The following is a 21378-nucleotide window of genomic DNA, read 5'->3' on the forward strand; positions in this document are numbered from 1 at the left end:
ATTAACCTTTGCCCATTCGTACATAAGGAGAGCGAGCGTGTCGCCAAGCCTGTTCCGACGATAACCATCAGCCCGCTGTGCGTTTTTGCGACTCATCCATTTTTCGGCTGCTTTTTATTACAGGCCCAGGTTCCATGCCCGAATACGTCAATTGGCTTCGCCACGCTTCGCCCTACATCAACGCCCATCGCGACTGTACCTTTGTGGTCATGCTGCCCGGCGATGGTGTGGACCACCCCAACTTCGGCAATATCGTCCACGACCTGGTGCTGCTCCACAGCCTGGGTGTGCGGCTGGTGTTGGTGCACGGTTCGCGCCCACAGATTGAAACCCGCCTGCAGGCCCGCGGCCTGACCCCGGCATACCACGAAGGCTTGCGCATCACCGATGCTTCGACGCTGGAGTGCGTGATCGATGCAGTAGGCCATTTGCGTATCGCCATTGAAGCGCGCTTGTCCATGGATATGGCCTCCTCGCCGATGCAGGGCTCGCGCCTGCGGGTGGCCAGCGGCAACCTGGTGACCGCGCGGCCGATTGGTGTGCTTGAGGGCGTCGACTACCATCACACTGGCGAAGTGCGCCGGGTCGACCGCAAGGGCATTAACCGCCTGTTGGACGAACGCTCCATTGTGCTGCTGTCGCCATTGGGTTATTCGCCCACCGGCGAGATCTTCAACCTGGCCTGCGAAGACGTCGCCACCCGCGCCGCCATCGATTTGGGCGCCGACAAGCTGCTGTTGTTTGGTGCCGACCTGGGCCTGATCGATGAAAACGGTCGCCTGGTGCGTGAGCTGCGCCCACAGCAAGTGCCAGCGCACCTGCAACGCCTGGGCAGCAACTATCAAGCCGAGCTGCTTGATGCCGCTGCGCAAGCCTGTCGGGGTGGAGTGGGGCGCAGCCACATCGTCAGCTATGCCGAAGACGGCGCCTTGCTCACTGAGCTGTTCACCCGGGACGGCGGCGGTACGCTGGTGGCCCAGGAACAATTCGAGCTGGTACGCGAAGCGGCGATTGAAGACGTCGGCGGCTTGCTCGACCTGATCAGCCCGTTGGAGGAGCAGGGCATCCTGGTGCGCCGCTCGCGGGAAGTGCTGGAGCGTGAGATCGAACAGTTCAGCGTGGTCGAGCGCGAAGGCATGATCATCGCCTGCGCGGCGCTCTACCAGATTGCGGATTCAGATGCGGGGGAGTTGGCTTGCCTGGCAGTTAACCCTGAATATCGCCACGGTGGGCGCGGCGATGAATTGCTGGAGCGCATTGAGACCCGGGCCCGGGCCCAGGGGTTGAAGACGTTGTTCGTGCTCACTACTCGTACGGCCCACTGGTTCCGAGAGCGCGGGTTCGTGCCGAGCAGCGTGGACCGCCTGCCGTCGGCGCGGGCGTCTCTTTACAACTATCAGCGCAACTCGAAAATTTTCGAGAAAGCGTTGTAAATGTGGGAGGGGCGGTGCGACGATTCGACTTGCTCCCGATAGCTGTGGGTCAGTTAACAGATAAGTAACTGACAGACCGCAATCGGGAGCAAGCCCCCTCCCACATTGGACCGCGTTTATTCTGTGATGAACTTGTCGGTCACATAGGCCGAATAATCCGGCAACACTGTCTCCACCTTGCCTTGCTCCTTCAAGAACTTCGCTGTCTCCCCAATCGCCTTCGCCGTGCCGCCCTCGAGCAGCGCATCGGTTTGCTGCGCCTGTGCATCCGGGAACGTTGTGCCGGCCAGCAGCTCAGGAATGTCGATCGCATTGGCGCCGGTCAACCCAGCGATCTTCTGCACCGGCTCCGAATCCACCGTCCAGCTGTCTTTATGGGCGGCATAGTCGGCGAATGAATCAAGGGTGACCTTGGCAAACCTGGCCACTACCTCAGGATGTTTTTCGGCGAAATCCTTGCGCGCTACCCACACTTCAAACGTCGGTGCGCCCCATTGACCCACCTGCGCCGCGTCTGTCAGGGTCTTGCCGGTCTTGCGGATTTCGCCCAGGGCCGGTGACCACACGAAGGCCCCATCAATGTCACCGCGTTTCCACGCGGCGGCGATCTCGGCCGGTTGCAGGTTCACCACTTTGACTTGTTTAGTGTCCAGCCCCCAGTGCTTCAGCGCGCCGAGCAGGCTGTAATGGGAGGTTGAGACGAAGGGCGTGGCGATGGTTTTGCCGATCAGGTCTGCGGGTTTGTCGATGCCACTGCCATTACGCACTACCAAGGCTTCAGAAGTGTTGATCTGTGCCGATACGATAAACGCGACGATGGGTAGATTGCGCGAAGCGGCTGCGGCGAGGGGGCTGGAGCCGAGGTTGCCGATTTGTACATCACCCGAGGCAATGGCCGTGACCACCTCCGGCCCGCTGTTGAACCGGCGCCAGGCGATTTTCTCGCCAATGGTTTTTTCATAGAGGCCGTCGGCCTGGGGGACTTTGCTGGGGTCGATGCCGGTTTGATAACCGACGGTTAAATCGGCGGCACTGACACTAAAAGAAAGTATTAGCGATACAAAAACTGTAACAAATTGACGGGAGGATGTGCGTTTGGCCATGATGGCGTCGCCTTTTTGATCGTGAGTGACGTATGCAACCGTGCAGTCACACTAATCGATCTAAAAAAGCACTGGTAAATACCCTTTAGGAATTAGCTTATGGAGCGGAACGTCTATCCTGACCCGTCTGCTGCATGGAAAGCCTTATTCCTGAATCGTATAAAAAAGAATGAAACAATTCTTTTTGGGTGTATGAAAAACTCATTACCCTGCAGGGACCAAATCAACTGCGATTAGACCAAGGTAGTAGACATACAAGGTTACGATTGACTTGGCAGTCACTATCTGGCGCTAATCGCGCATCTGTGGATCCAGGGCGTCAGACCCAGGACCAAAGAAATACAAAAATTAGAAATGAGAGGAGCGGTACATGAATAAGTCCACCTTGGCACTGGCTGTAGCCCTGGGCGCAGTTGCCCAGCAAGCAGGCGCTGCCGGCTTTATCGAAGACAGCAAGGCCACACTGGGCCTGCGTAACTTCTACATCAACACCGATAACCGTGAAGGCACCGCCAACCCGAGCAAGAACGAAGAATGGGGCCAAGGCTTCGATCTGCGCTTTATCTCCGGTTATACCCAAGGCACCGTTGGCTTCGGTCTTGACGCTATCGGTCTGCTGGGTGTTCGCCTGGATTCCGGCGGCGGTACCAACGGCGCAACTGCCAGCTCCTACGGCGGCACTATCTTCCCGAGCAAGTCCAATGGCGAAGCCGTTGATAACTACTCGAGCCTGGGTCTGACTGCCAAAGCCAAGATCTCCCAGACCGAACTGAAGCTGGGTACCTTGCAGCCTAAGCTGCCGGTCATCGTCACCAACGATGGTCGTATGCTGCCGCAGACCTTCCAGGGTGGCCAGATCACCTCCAGCGACATCAAGGACCTGACCCTGGTCGCCGGCCAGATCGAAAAAGCCAAGGGCCGTAACTCCAGCAACAATGAAAGCCTGTCCATCTCCGGCGCCAACAGCCGTGGTGCGAACTGGCGTTCGAGCAACAAGTTCTACTACGCCGGTGGTGACTACAAGATCACCAAGGACCTGACCGCCCAGTACTACTACGGCAACCTGGAAGATTTCTACAAGCAACACTTCCTGGGCCTGACCCACAACTGGGCTATCGGCCCTGGCGTGCTGAAGTCCGACCTGCGTTACTTCAACAGCTCCGACGACGGTAACAATGGCAACCAGTCTGCCTACTTCTCCACAGGTAACTACGGTGGCGTCAACAACGGTCGTGGCAAGGTGGATAACAACCTGTACAGCGGTCTGTTCCTGTACTCCGTTGCCGGTCACACCTTCGGTGGCGGTTACCAGGTCAGCAACGGCAGCAGCGACTTCCCTTGGTTGAACCAGGGTGACGGCTCGTCGGCCTACATCACTACCGACATGCAGATCCAGAAGTTCGCCCGTGCTGGCGAGCGCACCTGGCAAGCTCGCTACTCCTACGACTTCGCCAAGGTCGGCGTACCTGGCTTGACCGCCGGCGTCGTGTACCTCAAGGGCGACCATATCGACACCGTTGCCAGCAACCGTGCCGAGTTCACCGGCCAGTCCGAGTGGGAACGTGACATCACTGTTGCCTACGTCGTACCGGAAGGTCCGCTGAAAAACGTCGGCGTGGCGTGGAAAAACGCTATGTGGCGCAGCGATATCGCCAACGCACGTAACCAGGACGAAAACCGCCTGATCGTCAGCTACTCGATCCCGCTGTTGTAAGTCTGTAAAGCCTTGCCCGGCGCAATGCCGGGCAAGGTGTCTTGCTTGTTCAAGTCGGGCTCAACCCCCGCAAGCCCTTCCTGAACTCTCTTTTACAGCGTCTCAAGGCCTTCTCGAACCTTGAAAACAATGTTGATCCTCGCCTGTACCCAAGTCCAATGAACACATTTTTAATATTCCTTTATCGTCTAGATAAATCGATATTTATTCTTTTTAAATAATCCCAAATCCATGCACAGTGGGCTCCATAAGCACCCATCAGGAGCCACACCATGAGCCTAAGACTGGGCGACATCGCCCCCGACTTCGAACAGGATTCCAGCGCCGGCAAGATTCGTTTCCACGAATGGCTGGGAGACAGCTGGGGTGTGCTGTTTTCCCATCCGGCGGACTTCACCCCGGTGTGCACGACCGAGTTGGGCTTCACAGCCAAGCTCAAGGACGAATTCGCCAAACGTGGCGTCAAGGCCATCGCCCTGTCGGTAGACCCGGTGGACTCGCACCACAAGTGGATCGAAGACATCAACGAAACCCAGAACACCATCGTCAACTTCCCGATCCTGGCCGATGCTGATCGCAAGGTCTCGGACCTCTACGACCTGATCCATCCGAACGCCAGTGACACGCTCACCGTGCGCTCCTTGTTCGTGATCGACCCGAACAAGAAGATCCGCCTGACCATCACCTACCCGGCCAGCACCGGGCGCAACTTCCATGAAATCCTGCGGGTGATCGACTCACTGCAACTGACCGACAACCACAAGGTCGCCACGCCGGCCAACTGGCAGGATGGGGATGAGGTGGTGATCGTGCCGTCGCTCAAGGATGAGGAAGAGATCAAGAAACGCTTTCCGAAGGGCTACCGCGCCGTGAAGCCGTACCTGCGCCTCACTCCGCAACCCAACCGATGACATAGATCCCATGTGGGAGCAGGCCCCCTCCCACATTTAAAGCACACATGCAGGGGTTTTCAGGCCGTTTTAACGGCCTTTTTTTTCGCCTGGCGAATAATAAAACGCATATGTTTTTATGGAATAAACAAATGAATAAATAAGATTTATAGATATATAAATCTGCTGCTAAGGTCTGTTCCATCTTGGCGCCATCGCCACACCGCGAACCGCTGACACTTGCTTAAGGAATTCCCTACATGCTGGTCGTAACACTTGGAGGCAGTCCCAGCCAGCGTTCCCGCTCCGGGGTGCTGCTTGATAAAACCCGTCAATGGCTGCAGCGCCAGGGCGTGGAGGTGGTGAGTTACCAGATACGGGACTTCTCCGCAGAGGACTTGCTGCATGCGCGCTTCGACAGCCCCAAAGTCATCGACCTGCTGCAACAGGTGGCCAATGCCGACGGCCTGGTGATCGCCACGCCGGTGTACAAGGCGTCGTTCTCCGGCGCGCTGAAAACCGTGTTGGACCTGCTGCCTGAACGCGCCCTGGCGCATAAGGTGGTGTTGCCGATAGCCACCGGGGGCAGCATCGCCCACATGCTGGCGGTGGACTACGCCTTGAAGCCGGTGTTGTCGGCCCTCAAAGCCCAGGAGCTTCTCCACGGTATTTTTGCCGAGGACAGCCAGATCGCCTATGGCGAAGGCAGCGCCCAGGCGCAACTGGTGCCAGTGCTCGAGCAGCGTCTGCACGAGGCCCTGGAACAGCTCTACAGCGCCATGGCCCGGCGCCCGAAACCACTGGACCCAGATGTATTGAATGAACGTTTGTTGAGCGCTCGCTGGAGCATCTGAGCCTTACCCAATATCGAGAAACACTCACCTTACTCAGCCGCCAACGGCCAAGCAGGTGCAGCCAAAACCTTAATCGCAACTGTGGAGAGAGCGCCATGCGCACTGTCATCTTGCGTCGTGGTCTGGTCGCACTGTTTGCTGCGGCTGTGTCCTTCGGCGCCATTGTTCAAGCCCAAGCTGCCGAGACCCTGCGGATCGGTTATCAGAAGTACGGCACCCTGGTGCTGCTCAAGGCCAAGGGCTCCCTGGAAAAACGCCTCGCCGCCCAAGGCGTGCAGGTGCAGTGGACCGAGTTTCCAGGTGGCCCGCAGTTGCTGGAAGGCCTGAACGTCGGCGCCATCGATTTCGGCGTCACCGGCGAAACCCCGCCGGTCTTTGCCCAGGCTGCCGGCGCTGATCTGCTCTATGTCGCCTACGAACCGCCAGCGCCCACCAGCGAAGCGATCCTGGTGCCCAAGGACTCGCCGATCAAATCGGTGGCCGAGTTGAAGGGTAAAAAGGTTGTGCTTAACAAAGGCTCCAATGTGCACTACCTGCTGGTGCGTGCCCTGGCAGATGCCGGCCTCAACTACACCGACGTGAAGACGGTATTCCTGCCGCCCGCCGATGCCCGCGCCGCATTCGAGCGCGGCAGCGTAGATGCCTGGGTGATCTGGGACCCCTACCAGGCTGCCGCCGAGAATCAACTGCAGGCCCGCACCCTGCGTGACGGCACTGGCATCGCCGACAACCATCAGTTCTACCTGGCCACCAAGCCCTATGCCGAGCAACACCCTGAAGTGATCAAGGCATTGGTGGAAGAAGTGCGCGCAGTGGGCGAGTGGTCCAAGGCCAACCCTGAGCAGGTCACCGAACAAGTCGCGCCACTGCTGGGCCTGCCGGCGGACATCACCCTGACCTCGGTGAAACGCCAGGGTTACGGCGCGCTGTTCCTGACGCCCGAAGTAGTCGCCGCACAGCAAAAAATCGCCGACACCTTCTACCAACTCAAATTGATCCCCAAGCCCTTGAGTATCAAGGACGTGATCTGGACGCCACCCGCCGCGGTTGCCAAAGCGCCGTAATTCGACTTCTTCAGGAGACAACTCCATGAGCCTCAATATTTTCTGGTTCCTGCCTACCCATGGCGACGGCCATTACCTTGGCACCGCCGAAGGCGCTCGCGCCGTCGACCACGGTTACCTGCAGCAAGTGGCCCAGGCCGCTGACCGCTTGGGTTTCGGTGGGGTGTTGATCCCCACCGGTCGCTCCTGCGAAGACTCGTGGCTGGTGGCGGCCTCGCTGATTCCAGTGACCCAGCGCTTGAAATTCCTCGTCGCGCTGCGCCCCGGGATCATTTCCCCGACGGTGGCTGCACGTCAGGCCGCGACTCTCGACCGTCTGTCCGGAGGCCGTGCGTTGTTCAACCTGGTCACCGGTGGTGACCCCGAAGAGCTGGCCGGCGACGGCTTGTTCCTCAGCCACGAAGAGCGCTACCAGGCCTCGGTGGAGTTCACCCGCATCTGGCGCCGGGTGCTGGAGGGCGAAACCGTGGACTACGACGGCGAGCACATCAGCGTCAAAGGCGCCAAGTTGCTTTACCCGCCAATCCAGCAGCCACGCCCGCCGCTGTACTTTGGTGGTTCCTCCGAAGCCGCCCAGGACCTGGCAGCCGAACAGGTGGAAATGGTGCTGACCTGGGGCGAGCCTCCGGCTGCGGTCGCGGAAAAAATCGCCCAGGTTCGCGCCAAGGCCGAAAAACTCGGACGTACCCTGCGCTTCGGCATTCGCCTGCATGTGATTGTGCGCGAAACCAACGAAGAGGCCTGGAAAGCCGCCGACAAACTCATCTCCCATCTGGACGACGACACCATCGCCCGCGCCCAGGCATCCCTGGCGCGCTTCGACTCGGTCGGCCAGCAACGCATGGCGGCCTTGCATGGCGGCAGCCGTGACAACCTGGAAGTCAGCCCCAACCTGTGGGCCGGCGTCGGCCTGGTGCGGGGCGGTGCCGGGACTGCGCTGGTCGGCGATGGCCCAACGGTTGCGGCGCGGGTCAAGGAATACGCGGACCTGGGCATCGATACCTTTATCTTCTCCGGTTATCCGCACCTGGAAGAGTCTTATCGGGTCGCCGAGCTGTTGTTCCCGCATTTGGATATCGAACGTCCCGAGTTGCCGAAAAGCGCTGGCTACGTCAGCCCGTTCGGCGAGATGGTCGCCAACGATATCCTTCCCAAAGCTGCGTCACAGAGTTGAGGCGCCGCCATGGACTTTGAAAAATTCAGCCATCGCGTGGCGCCCTGGGTGCTGCCGATCTTGTTGTTGGCGGTGTGGCAGTTGTCAGTCTCGGCGGGTTGGCTGTCGACGCGCATCCTGCCAGCACCGAGTGCGGTGATCGAGGCCGGGGTCAACCTGGTGGTCAGCGGCGAAATCTGGACACACCTGGCCATCAGTGGCTGGCGTGCCGGCCTGGGCTTTGTGATCGGCGGCAGCATCGGTTTGGCCCTGGGCTTTATCACCGGGTTGTCGAAGTGGGGCGAGCGCTTGCTGGACAGCTCTGTGCAGATGATTCGTAACGTGCCGCACCTGGCGCTGATCCCGCTGGTGATCCTGTGGTTCGGCATTGACGAGACCGCGAAGATTTTCCTGGTGGCCCTGGGCACGTTGTTCCCGATCTACCTGAACACCTATCACGGTATCCGCAACGTCGACCCGGCGCTGGTGGAAATGTCGCGCAGCTATGGCCTGTCGGGGTTCAGCCTGTTCTGGCAAGTCATCCTGCCGGGCGCGCTGCCGTCGATCCTGGTTGGCGTGCGGTTTGCCCTGGGCTTTATGTGGCTGACGCTGATCGTGGCGGAAACCATTTCGGCCAGCTCCGGTATCGGCTACTTGGCGATGAATGCCCGTGAGTTCCTGCAAACCGATGTGGTGGTGCTGGCCATCGTGATGTACGCGATCCTCGGCAAACTCGCCGACCTGGCGGCGCGTGGCCTGGAACGGGTATGGCTGCGCTGGCACCCGGCGTATCAAGTCAAAGGAGGTGCGGCATGACAGCTCAACAACCCCCGCGCCTGCTCAAGGGCATCCCCCTGGCGGTGCGCAAATTACGCAAATCCTTCGGCACTCGCGAAGTGCTCAAGGACATCGACCTGCATATTCCGGCCGGTCAATTCGTGGCCGTGGTCGGTCGCAGCGGCTGCGGCAAGAGTACCTTGTTGCGCCTGCTGGCGGGGCTGGACAAGGCCAGTGGCGGCGAGCTGCTGGCCGGCTCCGCGCCGCTGCACGAGGCGATTGAAGACACACGATTGATGTTCCAGGAAGCGCGTTTGCTGCCGTGGAAAAAGATCATCGACAACGTCGGCCTTGGCCTTACGGGCAACTGGCGCCCCAGGGCGCTGGAGGCCCTCGAAGCGGTGGGCCTGGCCGAGCGCGCCAATGAATGGCCGGCTGCCTTGTCCGGTGGCCAGAAGCAGCGCGTGGCATTGGCCCGTGCGTTGATCCACCAGCCGCGCCTGCTGCTGCTTGACGAGCCGCTGGGGGCGCTGGACGCCCTGACCCGCATCGAGATGCAGCAACTGATCGAGAACCTCTGGCGCAAGCACGGTTTCACTGTGTTGCTGGTGACCCACGATGTCAGCGAAGCCGTGGCGATTGCCGACCGTGTGATTCTGATTGAAGACGGCGAAATCGGCCTCGACCTGAACGTCGACCTGCCGCGCCCACGGGCCCGTGGTTCACACCGCCTGGCCGCGTTGGAGGCCGAGGTGCTCAACCGCGTGCTGTCGCTGCCCGGCTCACCGCCGGAACCCGAACCTGTTTCACCGCTGCCGACGCAATTGCGTTGGGCTCAATAACCCACACAGGAAAAACATCATGACTATTAAAGCCATCAACGTGCGTAACCAGTTCAAAGGCACTATCAAGGAAATCGTGGTCGGCGACGTGCTGTCGGAAATCGATGTGCAGACTGCGTCCGGCATTGTTACTTCGGTGATCACTACGCGTTCGGTGAAAGAGCTGGAGCTGGTGATTGGCAGTGAAGTGATTGCCTTTGTGAAATCCACTGAGGTGTCGATTGCCAAGTTGTGATTGCTTGAGACCGCTATCGGGGGCAAGCCCCCTCCCACACTGGACCGCGTTTATTCAGGAACAATAAGGTCAAAATGTGGGAGGGGGCTTGCCCCCGATAGGGCCGGCCCAGCCAACACAAGGCTCACCGCTTGGGTAGATATGCCGGCAAATAAAGCCCCACATAAGCATCAAACACCCGCATCCCTTCTTCCGCCATACGCGGCGTGATCAGCCCATGCTGATGCACCGAGCGCGCATACACGCGGTCGCTCAGCTCCAGCGCCAGGGCAAATACATCCACGTCCTTGGGCAAGCTCGGCACTTCGAAGTGGCGGTTGAACACCTCCAGCATCAAGTCCCCCAGCTCCAGGTCATGCTGACGATCGGCTTGGGTGACTTCGGTCAGCCCGTGCTGGGCCAGGATCAACTGGCGTGCAGCGGCGTCCTGGTCATAAACGGTGAGCATGCGTTGTTCAACGATGCAGGACAGGTCGCGCCAGTGCCTGAGTGACTCATGCTCGATAGGCGCCTGGATGGCGGCGCGGAAAGCGGCGTGTACGTCAGAAGTCAACGCCTCCAGCAACGCCGGCACACTGGCGAAGAAGTGATACACCGACGACGGTGGAATCTGCGCCCGGTCGGCCACGCTGTAGATCGACAAACTCGCCACGCCTTCGGTGGCCAGCAAGGTGCGGGCGGCATCGAGGATCGCGTCGATCCGGGCCCGGCTGCGGGCGCGGGGTTTGCGAGGCGTGGCGGGACGGGTGGGCATGGAAGTCTCCTACAAGGCAGCGGGCATTGTATGAGCAGGGAGGTGTGTTGTCTTCCAGGCCGCCATCGGGAGCAAGCCCCCTCCCACATTTAGATCTGTGAATACATTCAAAATGTGGGAGGGGCGGAGCGACGATTCGACTTGCTCCCGATGAGGCCAATTCGGTCTCCCGGAATAAGCCCATAAAAAAGCGCCACAGACCCTGAGCCTGTGGCGCTTCTTCAATGCCGCAACCACTTACACGGTATGCAGGTACCAGTTGTACTCAAGGTCGGAGATGGAGTGTTCAAACTCCTCCAGCTCACTTTCCTTACAGGCGACGAAGATATCGATGTACTTGGGATCGATGTACTTGGCCATTACCTCGCTGTCGTCCAACTCACGCAGGGCGTCGCGCAGGTTGTTCGGCAGGCTTTGCTCGTTCTGCTCGTAGCTGTTGCCTTCCACCGGTGCGCCTGGCTCGATCTTGTTGGTCAGGCCGTGGTGCACGCCCGCCAGCACCGAAGCCATCAGCAGGTAAGGGTTGGCGTCGGCGCCAGCCACACGGTGTTCGATACGTACGGCGTCGGACGAGCCGGTGGGTACGCGAATCGCCACGGTGCGGTTATCCAGGCCCCAGCACGGCGAATTGGGCACGTAGAACTGTGCGCCGAAACGACGGTAGGAGTTGACGTTGGGGCACAGGAACGCCATTTGGGCGGGTAGGGTCTCCAGCACACCGCCGATTGCGTGACGCAATGCGGCGTTCTGCTCGGGATCCTCGCTGGCAAAGATGTTCTTGCCGTCCTTGTCCAGAATGGAGATATGCACGTGTAGACCGTTGCCTGCCTGGCCTGGGTAAGGCTTGGCCATGAAGGTGGTGTCCATCTCATGGTCGTAGGCGATGTTCTTGATCAGGCGCTTGAGCAGTACCGCGTAATCGCAGGCCTTGATCGGGTCGGCGACGTGGTGCAGGTTCACTTCGAACTGCGCCGGGGCGCTTTCCTTGACGATGGCGTCGGCCGGAATGCCTTGCTCCTTCGCACCTTCCAGGATGTCCTGGAGGCAGTCGACGTATTCGTCGAGGTCGTCGATCAGGTAGACCTGTGTCGAATGCGGGCGTTTGCCGGAAATAGGCGAGCGGGGCGGTTGTGGGCGGCCGTTCACGTTCTCCTGGTCGATCAGGTAGAACTCAAGCTCGAAGGCGGCGCAGATGGTCAGGCCGAGGTCGTCAAACTTGCTTACAACTTGGCGGAGCACTTCGCGCGGATCGGCGAAGAAAGGTTCACCTTCAAGTTCGTGCATGGTCATCAGCAGCTGCGCGGTAGGGCGCTTTTGCCAGGGTTCATTGCACAGGGTATCGGGGATTGGATAACAGATTCGGTCAGCATCGCCGATGTCCAGGCCCAGGCCGGTGCTTTCCACCGTCGAGCCGTTGATATCCAGGGCAAATAAAGAGGCAGGCAGGTTAATGCCCTTCTCGTAAACCTTGTGGAGGCTGGTGCGTTCGATGCGCTTACCGCGCACCACACCATTCATATCCGCAATTAGAAGGTCTACGTACAGAACCTCAGGATGATCCTTAAGGAACGCGTTCGCTTCGTTAAGCTGAACGGCACGCGGGGGTACCGACATGATGCAACACCTTTGTTGTTAAAAATATCAATCATTGATCTTTTCTGGTTTCAGTCAACCCGAACGGCATGCCGAAGTCAAGCGAGGGCTTTTTTGCCCTAAAAAAGCGCCTTGAGGGCTTTTTTGCGGGATTTTGGGGCGGTTTTCCGGGTTTGATGTGCTTGGGACTCGCAGGTTTGAGCGGGCCGTCTAGGATTTTTTACGGGGGTGTTGTGTAAAAAAATGAACAAGGCTAAGCTCGATTCAAACCCATAACAGCAATAATACCGGGGTGCTTCATGTTTCTCCTGCCGCCACTTGGCGTCTTGGCCTGCTCCAGTCGGGCTTTTTCACCCGTTCATGTGTCCTGCGTGAACCCCTGCGCCGCGATCAATATTCTTGACGCCCGGGCCGACCTCTTCTTTGCTTCTTCACTGCCCTCGAATTTGCCTCTCAATGGCTTGCGCCTGCGGGGTTGCTCATGATTCTGCACAAGTTTGGCGTGAGGAATGCAACGCTGCAGCAAATGGCAGGTAAGCTCCTACCCTGAATGTAAAAACGACGCGGATGCTGCGTCAACCAACGCCTGGCCTTTTAATGGATGCCAGGAAACCCAGCCCAGAGGCATTTATGAGTAACAACCTCGACCAGCTCACCGATTGGTTGAAAGACCACAAGATCACAGAAGTCGAATGCATGATTGGCGACCTCACCGGCATCACCCGGGGCAAGATCTCGCCGACCAACAAGTTCATCGCCGAAAAAGGCATGCGCCTGCCCGAGAGCGTTCTGTTGCAGACCGTGACCGGCGACTATGTCGAAGACGACATCTATTACGAATTGCTCGACCCGGCCGATATCGACATGATCTGCCGCCCCGACCAGAACGCGGTGTTCCTGGTGCCGTGGGCTATCGAGCCGACCGCCCAGGTGATCCACGACACCTACGACAAGCAAGGCAACCCGATCGAGCTGTCGCCGCGTAACGTACTCAAGAAAGTCCTCAAGCTCTACTCCGACCGTGGCTGGCAGCCCATCGTGGCGCCGGAGATGGAGTTCTACCTGACCAAGCGCTGCGAAGACCCGGACTTCCCGCTGCAGCCGCCGATTGGCCGTTCCGGCCGCCCGGAAACCGGTCGCCAGTCCTTCTCTATAGAAGCCGCCAACGAATTCGACCCATTGTTCGAAGACGTCTACGACTGGTGCGAACTGCAGGAGCTGGACCTCGACACCCTGATCCACGAGGACGGCACGGCGCAGATGGAAATCAACTTCCGTCATGGCGATGCCCTGTCCCTGGCCGACCAGATCCTGGTGTTCAAGCGCACCATGCGTGAAGCCGCGCTCAAGCATGATGTGGCCGCCACCTTCATGGCCAAGCCGATGACCGGCGAGCCCGGCAGCGCGATGCACCTGCACCAGAGCATCATCGACATCGCCACCGGCAAGAATGTCTTCTCCAATGAAGACGGGACCATGAGCCAGCTGTTCCTCAACCACATTGGCGGCCTGCAGAAATTCATCCCCGAATTGCTGCCGCTGTTTGCCCCCAACGTGAACTCGTTCCGCCGCTTCCTGCCCGATACCTCGGCGCCGGTAAACGTGGAGTGGGGCGAAGAAAACCGCACCGTCGGCCTGCGCGTACCGGATGCCGGCCCGCAGAACCGCCGCGTGGAGAACCGCCTGCCGGGCGCCGATGCCAACCCCTACCTGGCGATTGCCGCCAGCCTGCTGTGCGGCTACATCGGCATGGTCGAAGGCCACAACCCGAGCGCGCCAGTAGTCGGCCGTGGTTATGAGCGCCGCAATCTGCGCTTGCCGTTGACCATCGAAGACGCCCTGGAGCGTATGGAAAACAGCAAGACCATCGAGAAATACCTGGGGCAGAAATTCATCACAGGCTACGTCGCGGTCAAGCGGGCCGAGCATGAAAACTTCAAGCGCGTGATCAGTTCGTGGGAGCGGGAATTCCTGCTCTTCGCCGTCTGATGCGCCGGGCGCGTCGTAGGAAAGACGCGCCTTCACCTGAAAAGTCTAGGAGATTGGTATGTCCAGCAACAACCCGCAAACCCGTGAATGGCAAGCCTTGAGCAATGATCACCACCTGGCGCCGTTCAGCGACTTCAAGCAATTGAAAGAGAAAGGCCCACGGATCATCACCAAAGCCCACGGCGTTTACCTGTGGGACAGCGAAGGCAACAAGATCCTCGACGGCATGGCCGGCCTGTGGTGCGTGGCGATCGGTTACGGTCGCGATGAACTGGCCGATGCCGCCGCCAAGCAGATGAAAGAGCTGCCTTACTACAACCTGTTCTTCCAGACCGCGCACCCGCCGGTGCTGGAACTGGCCAAGGCGATTTCCGACATCGCACCGGCCGGCATGAACCATGTGTTCTTCACCGGCTCCGGCTCCGAAGGCAACGACACCATGCTGCGCATGGTCCGCCACTATTGGGCGATCAAGGGCCAGCCGAACAAGAAAACCATCATTGCCCGCAAGAATGGCTACCACGGTTCCACCGTGGCCGGCGCCAGCCTTGGCGGCATGACCTATATGCATGAACAGGGCGACTTGCCGATCCCGGGCATCACCCATATCGCCCAGCCATATTGGTTTGGCGAAGGCGGCGACATGAGCCCCGATGAGTTCGGTGTGTGGGCGGCCAACCAATTGGAAGAAAAGATCCTGGAACTGGGCGTGGACAACGTCGGTGCCTTTATTGCCGAGCCGATCCAGGGCGCCGGTGGCGTGATCGTGCCGCCAGCCACCTACTGGCCGCGCATCAAGGAAATCCTCGCCAAGTACGACATCCTGTTTGTTGCCGACGAAGTGATCTGCGGTTTTGGCCGTACCGGTGAGTGGTTTGGTAGCGATTTCTACGACCTCAAGCCGCACATGATGACCATCGCCAAGGGCCTGACCTCGGGCTACATCCCCATGGGTGGCCTGATCGTGCGTGATGAAGTGGTCGAGGTGCTGAATGAAGGCGGCGATTTCAACCACGGATTCACCTATTCCGGTCACCCGGTAGCGGCGGCGGTGGCCCTGGAAAACATCCGCATCATGCGCGACGAAAAAATCGTTAAGCGTGTTCAGGATGAAACGGCACCGTATTTGCAGAAACGTCTGCGGGAACTGGCAGATCACCCACTGGTGGGCGAAGTGCGCGGCGTGGGCATGCTCGGTGCGATTGAGCTGGTCCAGGACAAGGCCACGCGCAAGCGTTATGAAGGCAAGGGCGTCGGCATGATCTGCCGAACCTTCTGCTTCGAGAATGGCCTGATCATGCGTGCCGTGGGCGACACCATGATCATTTCGCCGCCATTGGTGATCAGCAAGGCTGAAATTGACGAGCTGGTCAGCAAGGCTCGCCAGTGCCTGGACCTGACCTTGGCGGCATTGCAGGGCTAAGTGCTAGGCTCAGTGCGCAGCGGCGTTCGGGCGCTGCGCACCGGGCAGTTATATGTGAGGCTTTGGTTGAAAGCCGGCCTCGGAACTTGCCAGACTGTCGCCCTGTTTTGTTGCCCTTTGGCTGGGCCGTAAAACATATAAAGCTTGTGGCCCAAAAAAGAAAAAATCGGAGCATCACCCAATGAAGGCATTAGGTTTGAAAAACGCTGGCAAGACCCTCCTCGCCTTGTCGCTGATGGGCGCAATGGCGGGCGCGGCCCAGGCAGACAGTAAAGTGCTGCACGTCTATAACTGGTCCGACTATATTGCACCGGACACCATTGCCAACTTTGAAAAAGAGTCGGGCATCAAGGTGGTGTACGACGTTTTCGACAGCAACGAGACCCTGGAGGCCAAGTTGCTGGCAGGCAAGTCCGGCTACGACATTGTCGTGCCGTCCAACAACTTCCTGGCCAAGCAGATCAAGGCCGGTGTGTACCAGGAACTGGACACGTCCAAGCTGCCTAACTACAGCAACCTGAACAAATCCCTGCTTAAGGCCGTGTCGGTCAGCGACCCGGACAACAAGCACGCGTTCCCATACATGTGGGGCTCGATCGGCATCGGCTACAACCCGGAGAAGGTCAAGGCTGCGCTGGGCGTAGACAAGATCGATTCATGGGATGTGCTGATGAAGCCGGAAAATATCGCCAAGCTGAAAAGCTGCGGCGTGAGCTTCCTCGACTCGCCAACCGAAATGCTGCCGATTGCGCTGCATTACCTGGGCCTGCCGACCGACAGCCAGAAGAAAGCCGATCTCAAGCAGGCCGAAGACCTGTTCTTGAAGATCCGTCCTTCGATCGGCTATTTCCACTCGTCCAAGTACATCTCCGACCTTGCCAACGGCAATATCTGCGTAGCCGTGGGTTACTCGGGTGACATTCAGCAGGCCAAGTCCCGTGCGGCTGAAGCCGGTGGCAAAGTGAAAGTGGCTTACGACATTCCGAAAGAAGGCGCTGGCAGCTTCTTCGACATGGTCGCCATCCCCAAGGATGCCGAAAACGTCGAAGCGGCCTACACCTTCATGAACTACCTGCTCAAGCCCGAAGTCATGGCGTCGATCACCAACAGCGTGCGCTTCCCGAACGGTAACGAGAAGGCCACCGCATTGGTGGACAAAGACATCACCAGCGACCCGGGCATCTACCCGTCGGCGGACGTGCAGGCCAAGCTCTACGCGATTGCTGACCTGCCGGCTGCAACCCAGCGGGAAATGACACGCAGCTGGACCAAGATCAAGTCGGGCAAGTAAGTCCTGTTAGTTGTGGGAGGGGGCAATTTCCCCCCCTCCCACAAATTAGATCAAAGAAAGTTTTGCCGGATCGGTTTATCGAGGGTAAGTTGCGCGCCGGTTTTGTTGCCGGGCAACAACTCTAAGGCCCAACTATTTAAGAGGACCTCCACTTGCCAATTTCTTTATTTCGCAAAGCCATGCTGGTGGGTGCAGGTATCACGCTGGCTGCCAGCGTGCAGGCCGCACCGACGGTGCATATTTATAACTGGTCGGACTACATCGGCCCCGACACCCTGGCCAACTTCGAAAAGGCCAGCGGCATCAAGCCCGTGTATGACGTGTTTGACTCCAACGAAACCCTGGAAGGCAAGTTGCTCGCCGGGCGTACCGGCTACGATGTGGTGGTGCCGTCCAACCATTTTCTCGGCAAGCAGATCAAGGCCGGGGCGTTCCAGAAGCTCGACAAGTCACTGCTGACGAACTACGCCAACCTCGACCCGGTACTGCTCAAGCGTCTGGAAAAGAACGACCCGGGTAACCAGTACGCAGTGCCGTACCTGTGGGGTACCAATGGCATCGGTTACAACGTCGATAAAGTGAAGGAAGTGCTGGGCGTCGACCATATCGACTCCTGGGCCGTGTTGTTCGAGCCGGAAAACATGAAGAAGCTCGCCACCTGCGGCGTGTCCTTCATGGATTCGGCAGACGAAATGCTGCCTGCGGTGCTCAACTACATGGGCCTGGACCCTAACAGCACCAACCCGGCCGACTACAAGAAAGCCGAGGAAAAACTGCTGAAAGTGCGGCCCTACGTAACCTACTTCCACTCCTCCAAATACATCTCGGACTTGGCCAACGGCAATATCTGCGTGGCGGCCGGCTTCTCCGGCGATGTGTTCCAGGCCAAGGCCCGTGCGGCTGAGGCAGGCAAAGGCGTGAATATCGCCTACGCGATCCCGAAAGAAGGCGGCAACCTGTGGTTTGACGTGCTGGCGATCCCCAAGGATGCCAGCAACGTCAAGGAGGCCCACGCTTTCATCAACTATTTGCTGCAGCCTGAGGTGATCGCTCAGGTCAGTGATCAGGTCGGTTATGCCAACCCTAACCCAGGGGCGGACAAGCTGATGGAGCAATCGATACGCACTGACGCAGCGGTTTACCCACCGCAGGCGGTTCTCGAGCGGACTTTCGTCAACTTCGAGCTACCCCCGAAAGTGCAGCGTTTAATGACCCGTAGCTGGACCAAGGTCAAGACGGGCAAGTAAGGCTCAAACTATCCTGGGTTCGCCCGCCTAAGGCGAACCGCACCGTTTTTTTTGGGAGTTTCGTAAATGGCAGTTGCCTCCGGCGCCTATAAGAAAGCCCTCGAGGGCGACCAGACACCGAAAAAGGTGCTGGTCAAAATCGACCGGGTCACGAAGAAGTTCGACGAGACGATTGCCGTGGACGATGTGTCCCTGGAAATCAAGAAAGGCGAGATCTTCGCCTTGCTCGGCGGTTCGGGTTCGGGCAAATCCACCTTGCTGCGCATGCTCGCAGGTTTCGAGCGCCCCACCGAAGGCCGCATCTACCTCGACGGGGTGGACATCACCGACATGCCGCCCTACGAGCGGCCGATCAATATGATGTTTCAGTCCTACGCCTTGTTCCCGCACATGACCGTGGCGCAGAACATCGCGTTCGGCCTGCAGCAGGACAAGATCCCCAAGGCCGAAGTCGACGCCCGCGTGGCCGAGATGCTCAAACTGGTGCAGATGAGCCAGTACGCCAAGCGCAAGCCCCACCAGTTGTCCGGTGGCCAGCGCCAGCGTGTGGCCCTGGCCCGCTCCCTGGCCAAGCGCCCGAAACTGCTGCTGCTCGATGAGCCCATGGGCGCATTGGACAAGAAGCTGCGTTCGCAGATGCAACTGGAGCTGGTGGAAATCATCGAGCGCGTCGGCGTGACCTGCGTGATGGTGACCCACGACCAGGAAGAGGCCATGACCATGGCCGAGCGTATCGCGATCATGCACCTGGGCTGGATCGCCCAGATCGGCAGCCCCATCGATATCTACGAAACCCCCACCAGCCGCCTGGTGTGCGAGTTCATCGGCAACGTCAACATCTTCGACACCCAGGTGGTGGACGACGCCGAAGGCCACGCAGTGCTCAAGTGCGCTGATCTGGACCGCGATATCTACGTGGGCTACGGCATCGCCACCGCGGTGGAAGACAAATCGGTGACCTACGCCATCCGCCCGGAAAAACTGCTGGTCACTACCCAAATGCCGACCTGCGAGCACAACTGGTCCAGCGGTAAGGTGCACGACATCGCCTACCTGGGCGGGCACTCGGTGTTCTACGTGGAGCTGCCGAGCGGCAAGCTGGTGCAGTCCTTCGTCGCCAACGCCGAACGCCGTGGCCAGCGCCCAACCTGGGGTGATCAGGTTTACGTGTGGTGGGAAGACGACAGCGGCGTGGTACTTCGCTCATGAACATGAAGAAATTCAAGCGGCGCTTGGATCGCATAATCCCCAATGGCAAGCAGGTGGTCATCGGGATTCCCTTCCTGTGGCTGTTTCTGTTTTTCGCACTGCCGTTTTTCATCGTATTGAAAATCAGCTTTGCCGAAGCCGACGTGGCGATCCCGCCCTACACCGAGATCTACACCTACGTTGAGCAAAAGCTGCAAGTGGTGCTGAACCTGGCCAACTACAGCCTCTTGGCGGGCGACGAGCTCTACATCGCCGCGTACTTGGGCTCGCTGAAGATGGCGTTTTTCAGCACGCTGCTGTGCCTGCTGATTGGCTACCCGATGGCCTACGCCATCGCTACCGCACGCAAAGAGATGCAAACCGTGCTGGTGCTGCTGATCATGATGCCGACCTGGACCGCGATCCTGATCCGCGTGTATGCGTGGATGGGCATCCTCAGCAACAACGGCTTGCTCAATGGCTTCCTGATGTCCATGGGGCTGATCAGCGAACCGTTGCAGATCCTCAACACCAACATCGCGGTGTATATCGGCGTGGTCTACTCGTACCTGCCGTTCATGATCCTGCCGCTGTACGCCAACCTGGTCAAACACGACCAAAGCCTGCTGGAAGCCGCCTCCGACCTCGGTTCGAGCACCTTCAACAGCTTCTGGAAAATCACTGTGCCACTGTCCAAGAACGGCATCATCGCCGGCTGCATGCTGGTGTTTATCCCGGTGGTGGGCGAGTTCGTGATTCCTGAACTGCTCGGCGGCCCGGAAACTCTGATGATCGGTAAAGTGCTGTGGCAAGAGTTCTTCAACAACCGTGACTGGCCGGTGGCTTCTGCCTTGGCCGTGGTGATGCTGGCGATCCTGATCGTGCCGATCATCCTGTTCAACCGCAGCCAGGCCAAAGAGCTGGAGGGCAAGATATGAAGCGCTTTCGTTTCTCCAGCTTCATGCTGGTCGCAGGCTTGTTGTTTATCTACCTGCCGATGTTGATCCTGGTGATCTATTCGTTCAACGAATCCAAGCTGGTGACGGTGTGGGGCGGTTGGTCGATCAAGTGGTACGTGGGCCTGCTGGACAATACCCAGTTGATGGGCTCGGTGGCACGCTCCCTGGAAATCGCCTGCTACACGGCGGTGGCCGCGGTGGCGCTGGGCACCTTGGCGGCCTTTGTGCTGACGCGCATCAGCCAGTTCAAGGGCCGCACGCTGTTCGGCGGTCTGGTGACGGCACCGCTGGTGATGCCGGAAGTGATCACCGGCCTGTCGCTGTTGCTGCTGTTCGTGGCCATGGCACAGATGATCGGCTGGCCCCAGGAGCGTGGCATCGTCACCATCTGGATCGCGCACACGACGTTCTGTGCGGCGTATGTGGCGGTGGTGGTGTCGGCGCGCCTGCGTGAGCTGGACCTGTCGATCGAAGAGGCGGCTATGGACCTGGGCGCACGGCCGTGGAAGGTGTTCTTCCTGATCACCATCCCGATGATCGCGCCGTCGCTGGCGGCGGGCGGCATGATGTCCTTTGCGCTGTCCCTGGATGACCTGGTACTGGCCAGCTTCGTGTCGGGCCCGGGCTCGACCACCTTGCCGATGGAAGTGTTCTCGGCGGTGCGCCTGGGGGTCAAGCCTGAGATCAACGCCGTGGCGAGCCTGATTCTGTTGGCGGTATCGCTGGTGACCTTCCTGGTGTGGTTCTTCAGCCGCCGGGCCGAAGAGCATCGCAAGAAAGCCATCCAGCAAGCCATCGAAGAAGCCGCGGCGGATGGCTGGCAGCAGCCGGACAAGCGCCGGGCGCCAGCGCCGGTCTGACTGCCGGAA

At 59.2% G+C, this 21378-nt stretch carries 19 protein-coding genes; 16 read left to right on the plus strand and 3 right to left on the minus strand.

Annotation, left to right across the window (positions count from 1 at the left end):
• The first annotated feature begins 134 nt into the window (after positions 1 to 134).
• Positions 135 to 1433, plus strand: coding sequence for an amino-acid N-acetyltransferase (gene argA / locus NMB39_RS01345; RefSeq protein WP_043046973.1), 1299 nt, complete (start codon positions 135 to 137; stop codon positions 1431 to 1433).
• Between the two features lie 116 nt (positions 1434 to 1549).
• On the opposite strand, the gene tauA is transcribed toward argA, so the two are convergent.
• Complete coding sequence (gene tauA, locus NMB39_RS01350) at positions 1550 to 2536, minus strand: taurine ABC transporter substrate-binding protein (protein ID WP_464006098.1); 987 nt, start codon at positions 2534 to 2536, stop codon at positions 1550 to 1552.
• A 370-nt stretch (positions 2537 to 2906) separates the two neighbouring features.
• Between tauA and NMB39_RS01355 the strand changes: the two genes are divergently transcribed.
• The 8 genes from NMB39_RS01355 to NMB39_RS01390 all read left to right on the plus strand — a co-directional run bounded on the left by NMB39_RS01355 (position 2907) and on the right by NMB39_RS01390 (position 10065).
• On the plus strand, positions 2907 to 4250 hold the full coding sequence (locus NMB39_RS01355; protein ID WP_046070000.1) for an OprD family porin: 1344 nt from the start codon (positions 2907 to 2909) through the stop codon (positions 4248 to 4250).
• 272 nt (positions 4251 to 4522) lie between these two features.
• The gene (locus NMB39_RS01360; RefSeq protein WP_003213910.1) at positions 4523 to 5161 is read left to right on the plus strand and encodes a peroxiredoxin; all 639 of its coding nucleotides are present in this window, start codon (positions 4523 to 4525) and stop codon (positions 5159 to 5161) included.
• A gap of 239 nt (positions 5162 to 5400) precedes the next feature.
• Positions 5401 to 5994 carry an NADPH-dependent FMN reductase gene (gene ssuE, locus NMB39_RS01365; RefSeq protein ID WP_494339680.1) on the plus strand — a complete coding sequence of 198 codons (594 nt, stop codon included), beginning with the start codon at positions 5401 to 5403 and terminating at the stop codon, positions 5992 to 5994.
• Positions 5995 to 6089: 95 nt separating this feature from the next.
• Complete coding sequence (locus tag NMB39_RS01370; RefSeq protein WP_059396677.1) at positions 6090 to 7058, plus strand: sulfonate ABC transporter substrate-binding protein; 969 nt, start codon at positions 6090 to 6092, stop codon at positions 7056 to 7058.
• Between the two features lie 25 nt (positions 7059 to 7083).
• The gene (ssuD, locus tag NMB39_RS01375) at positions 7084 to 8232 is read left to right on the plus strand and encodes an FMNH2-dependent alkanesulfonate monooxygenase (RefSeq protein ID WP_043046978.1); all 1149 of its coding nucleotides are present in this window, start codon (positions 7084 to 7086) and stop codon (positions 8230 to 8232) included.
• 9 nt (positions 8233 to 8241) lie between these two features.
• Entirely contained in the window at positions 8242 to 9027 is a 786-nt protein-coding gene (gene ssuC, locus NMB39_RS01380) for an aliphatic sulfonate ABC transporter permease SsuC (protein ID WP_032878854.1), read from the plus strand.
• Positions 9024 to 9830 carry an aliphatic sulfonates ABC transporter ATP-binding protein gene (gene ssuB, locus NMB39_RS01385; protein WP_046069997.1) on the plus strand — a complete coding sequence of 269 codons (807 nt, stop codon included), beginning with the start codon at positions 9024 to 9026 and terminating at the stop codon, positions 9828 to 9830. Before ssuC ends, ssuB begins: the two co-directional genes overlap by 4 nt.
• Positions 9831 to 9849: 19 nt before the next feature.
• Entirely contained in the window at positions 9850 to 10065 is a 216-nt protein-coding gene (locus NMB39_RS01390; protein WP_003176783.1) for a TOBE domain-containing protein, read from the plus strand.
• A gap of 124 nt (positions 10066 to 10189) precedes the next feature.
• Here NMB39_RS01390 and NMB39_RS01395 read toward each other — a convergent pair whose 3' ends face one another.
• On the minus strand, positions 10190 to 10819 hold the full coding sequence (locus NMB39_RS01395) for a TetR/AcrR family transcriptional regulator (RefSeq protein WP_198720370.1): 630 nt from the start codon (positions 10817 to 10819) through the stop codon (positions 10190 to 10192).
• Between the two features lie 237 nt (positions 10820 to 11056).
• Positions 11057 to 12433 carry a glutamine synthetase family protein gene (locus NMB39_RS01400; protein WP_003213894.1) on the minus strand — a complete coding sequence of 459 codons (1377 nt, stop codon included), beginning with the start codon at positions 12431 to 12433 and terminating at the stop codon, positions 11057 to 11059.
• Positions 12434 to 13042: 609 nt separating this feature from the next.
• On the opposite strand from NMB39_RS01400, the gene NMB39_RS01405 reads away from it, so the two are divergent.
• The 7 genes from NMB39_RS01405 to NMB39_RS01435 all read left to right on the plus strand — a co-directional run bounded on the left by NMB39_RS01405 (position 13043) and on the right by NMB39_RS01435 (position 21369).
• The gene (locus tag NMB39_RS01405; RefSeq protein WP_003195249.1) at positions 13043 to 14401 is read left to right on the plus strand and encodes a glutamine synthetase family protein; all 1359 of its coding nucleotides are present in this window, start codon (positions 13043 to 13045) and stop codon (positions 14399 to 14401) included.
• Between the two features lie 58 nt (positions 14402 to 14459).
• Positions 14460 to 15824 (plus strand): aspartate aminotransferase family protein, encoded by a 1365-nt coding sequence (locus NMB39_RS01410; RefSeq protein ID WP_057022782.1) that lies wholly within the window; start codon positions 14460 to 14462, stop codon positions 15822 to 15824.
• 196 nt (positions 15825 to 16020) lie between these two features.
• Positions 16021 to 17115 carry a polyamine ABC transporter substrate-binding protein gene (locus NMB39_RS01415; RefSeq protein WP_043047043.1) on the plus strand — a complete coding sequence of 365 codons (1095 nt, stop codon included), beginning with the start codon at positions 16021 to 16023 and terminating at the stop codon, positions 17113 to 17115.
• Between the two features lie 152 nt (positions 17116 to 17267).
• Positions 17268 to 18362 carry a polyamine ABC transporter substrate-binding protein gene (locus NMB39_RS01420; protein ID WP_124402258.1) on the plus strand — a complete coding sequence of 365 codons (1095 nt, stop codon included), beginning with the start codon at positions 17268 to 17270 and terminating at the stop codon, positions 18360 to 18362.
• 66 nt (positions 18363 to 18428) lie between these two features.
• Positions 18429 to 19571, plus strand: coding sequence for an ABC transporter ATP-binding protein (locus NMB39_RS01425; protein ID WP_046069993.1), 1143 nt, complete (start codon positions 18429 to 18431; stop codon positions 19569 to 19571).
• Positions 19568 to 20488, plus strand: a complete 921-nt coding sequence (locus tag NMB39_RS01430; RefSeq protein WP_005792353.1) for an ABC transporter permease subunit — start codon at positions 19568 to 19570, stop codon at positions 20486 to 20488. Before NMB39_RS01425 ends, NMB39_RS01430 begins: the two co-directional genes overlap by 4 nt.
• On the plus strand, positions 20485 to 21369 hold the full coding sequence (locus tag NMB39_RS01435) for an ABC transporter permease subunit (RefSeq protein ID WP_003195236.1): 885 nt from the start codon (positions 20485 to 20487) through the stop codon (positions 21367 to 21369). The genes NMB39_RS01430 and NMB39_RS01435 overlap by 4 nt, the downstream gene beginning before the upstream one ends.
• The last annotated feature ends 9 nt before the right edge of the window (positions 21370 to 21378 follow it).

This window comes from Pseudomonas sp. FBCC-B545 (genome assembly GCF_059134095.1).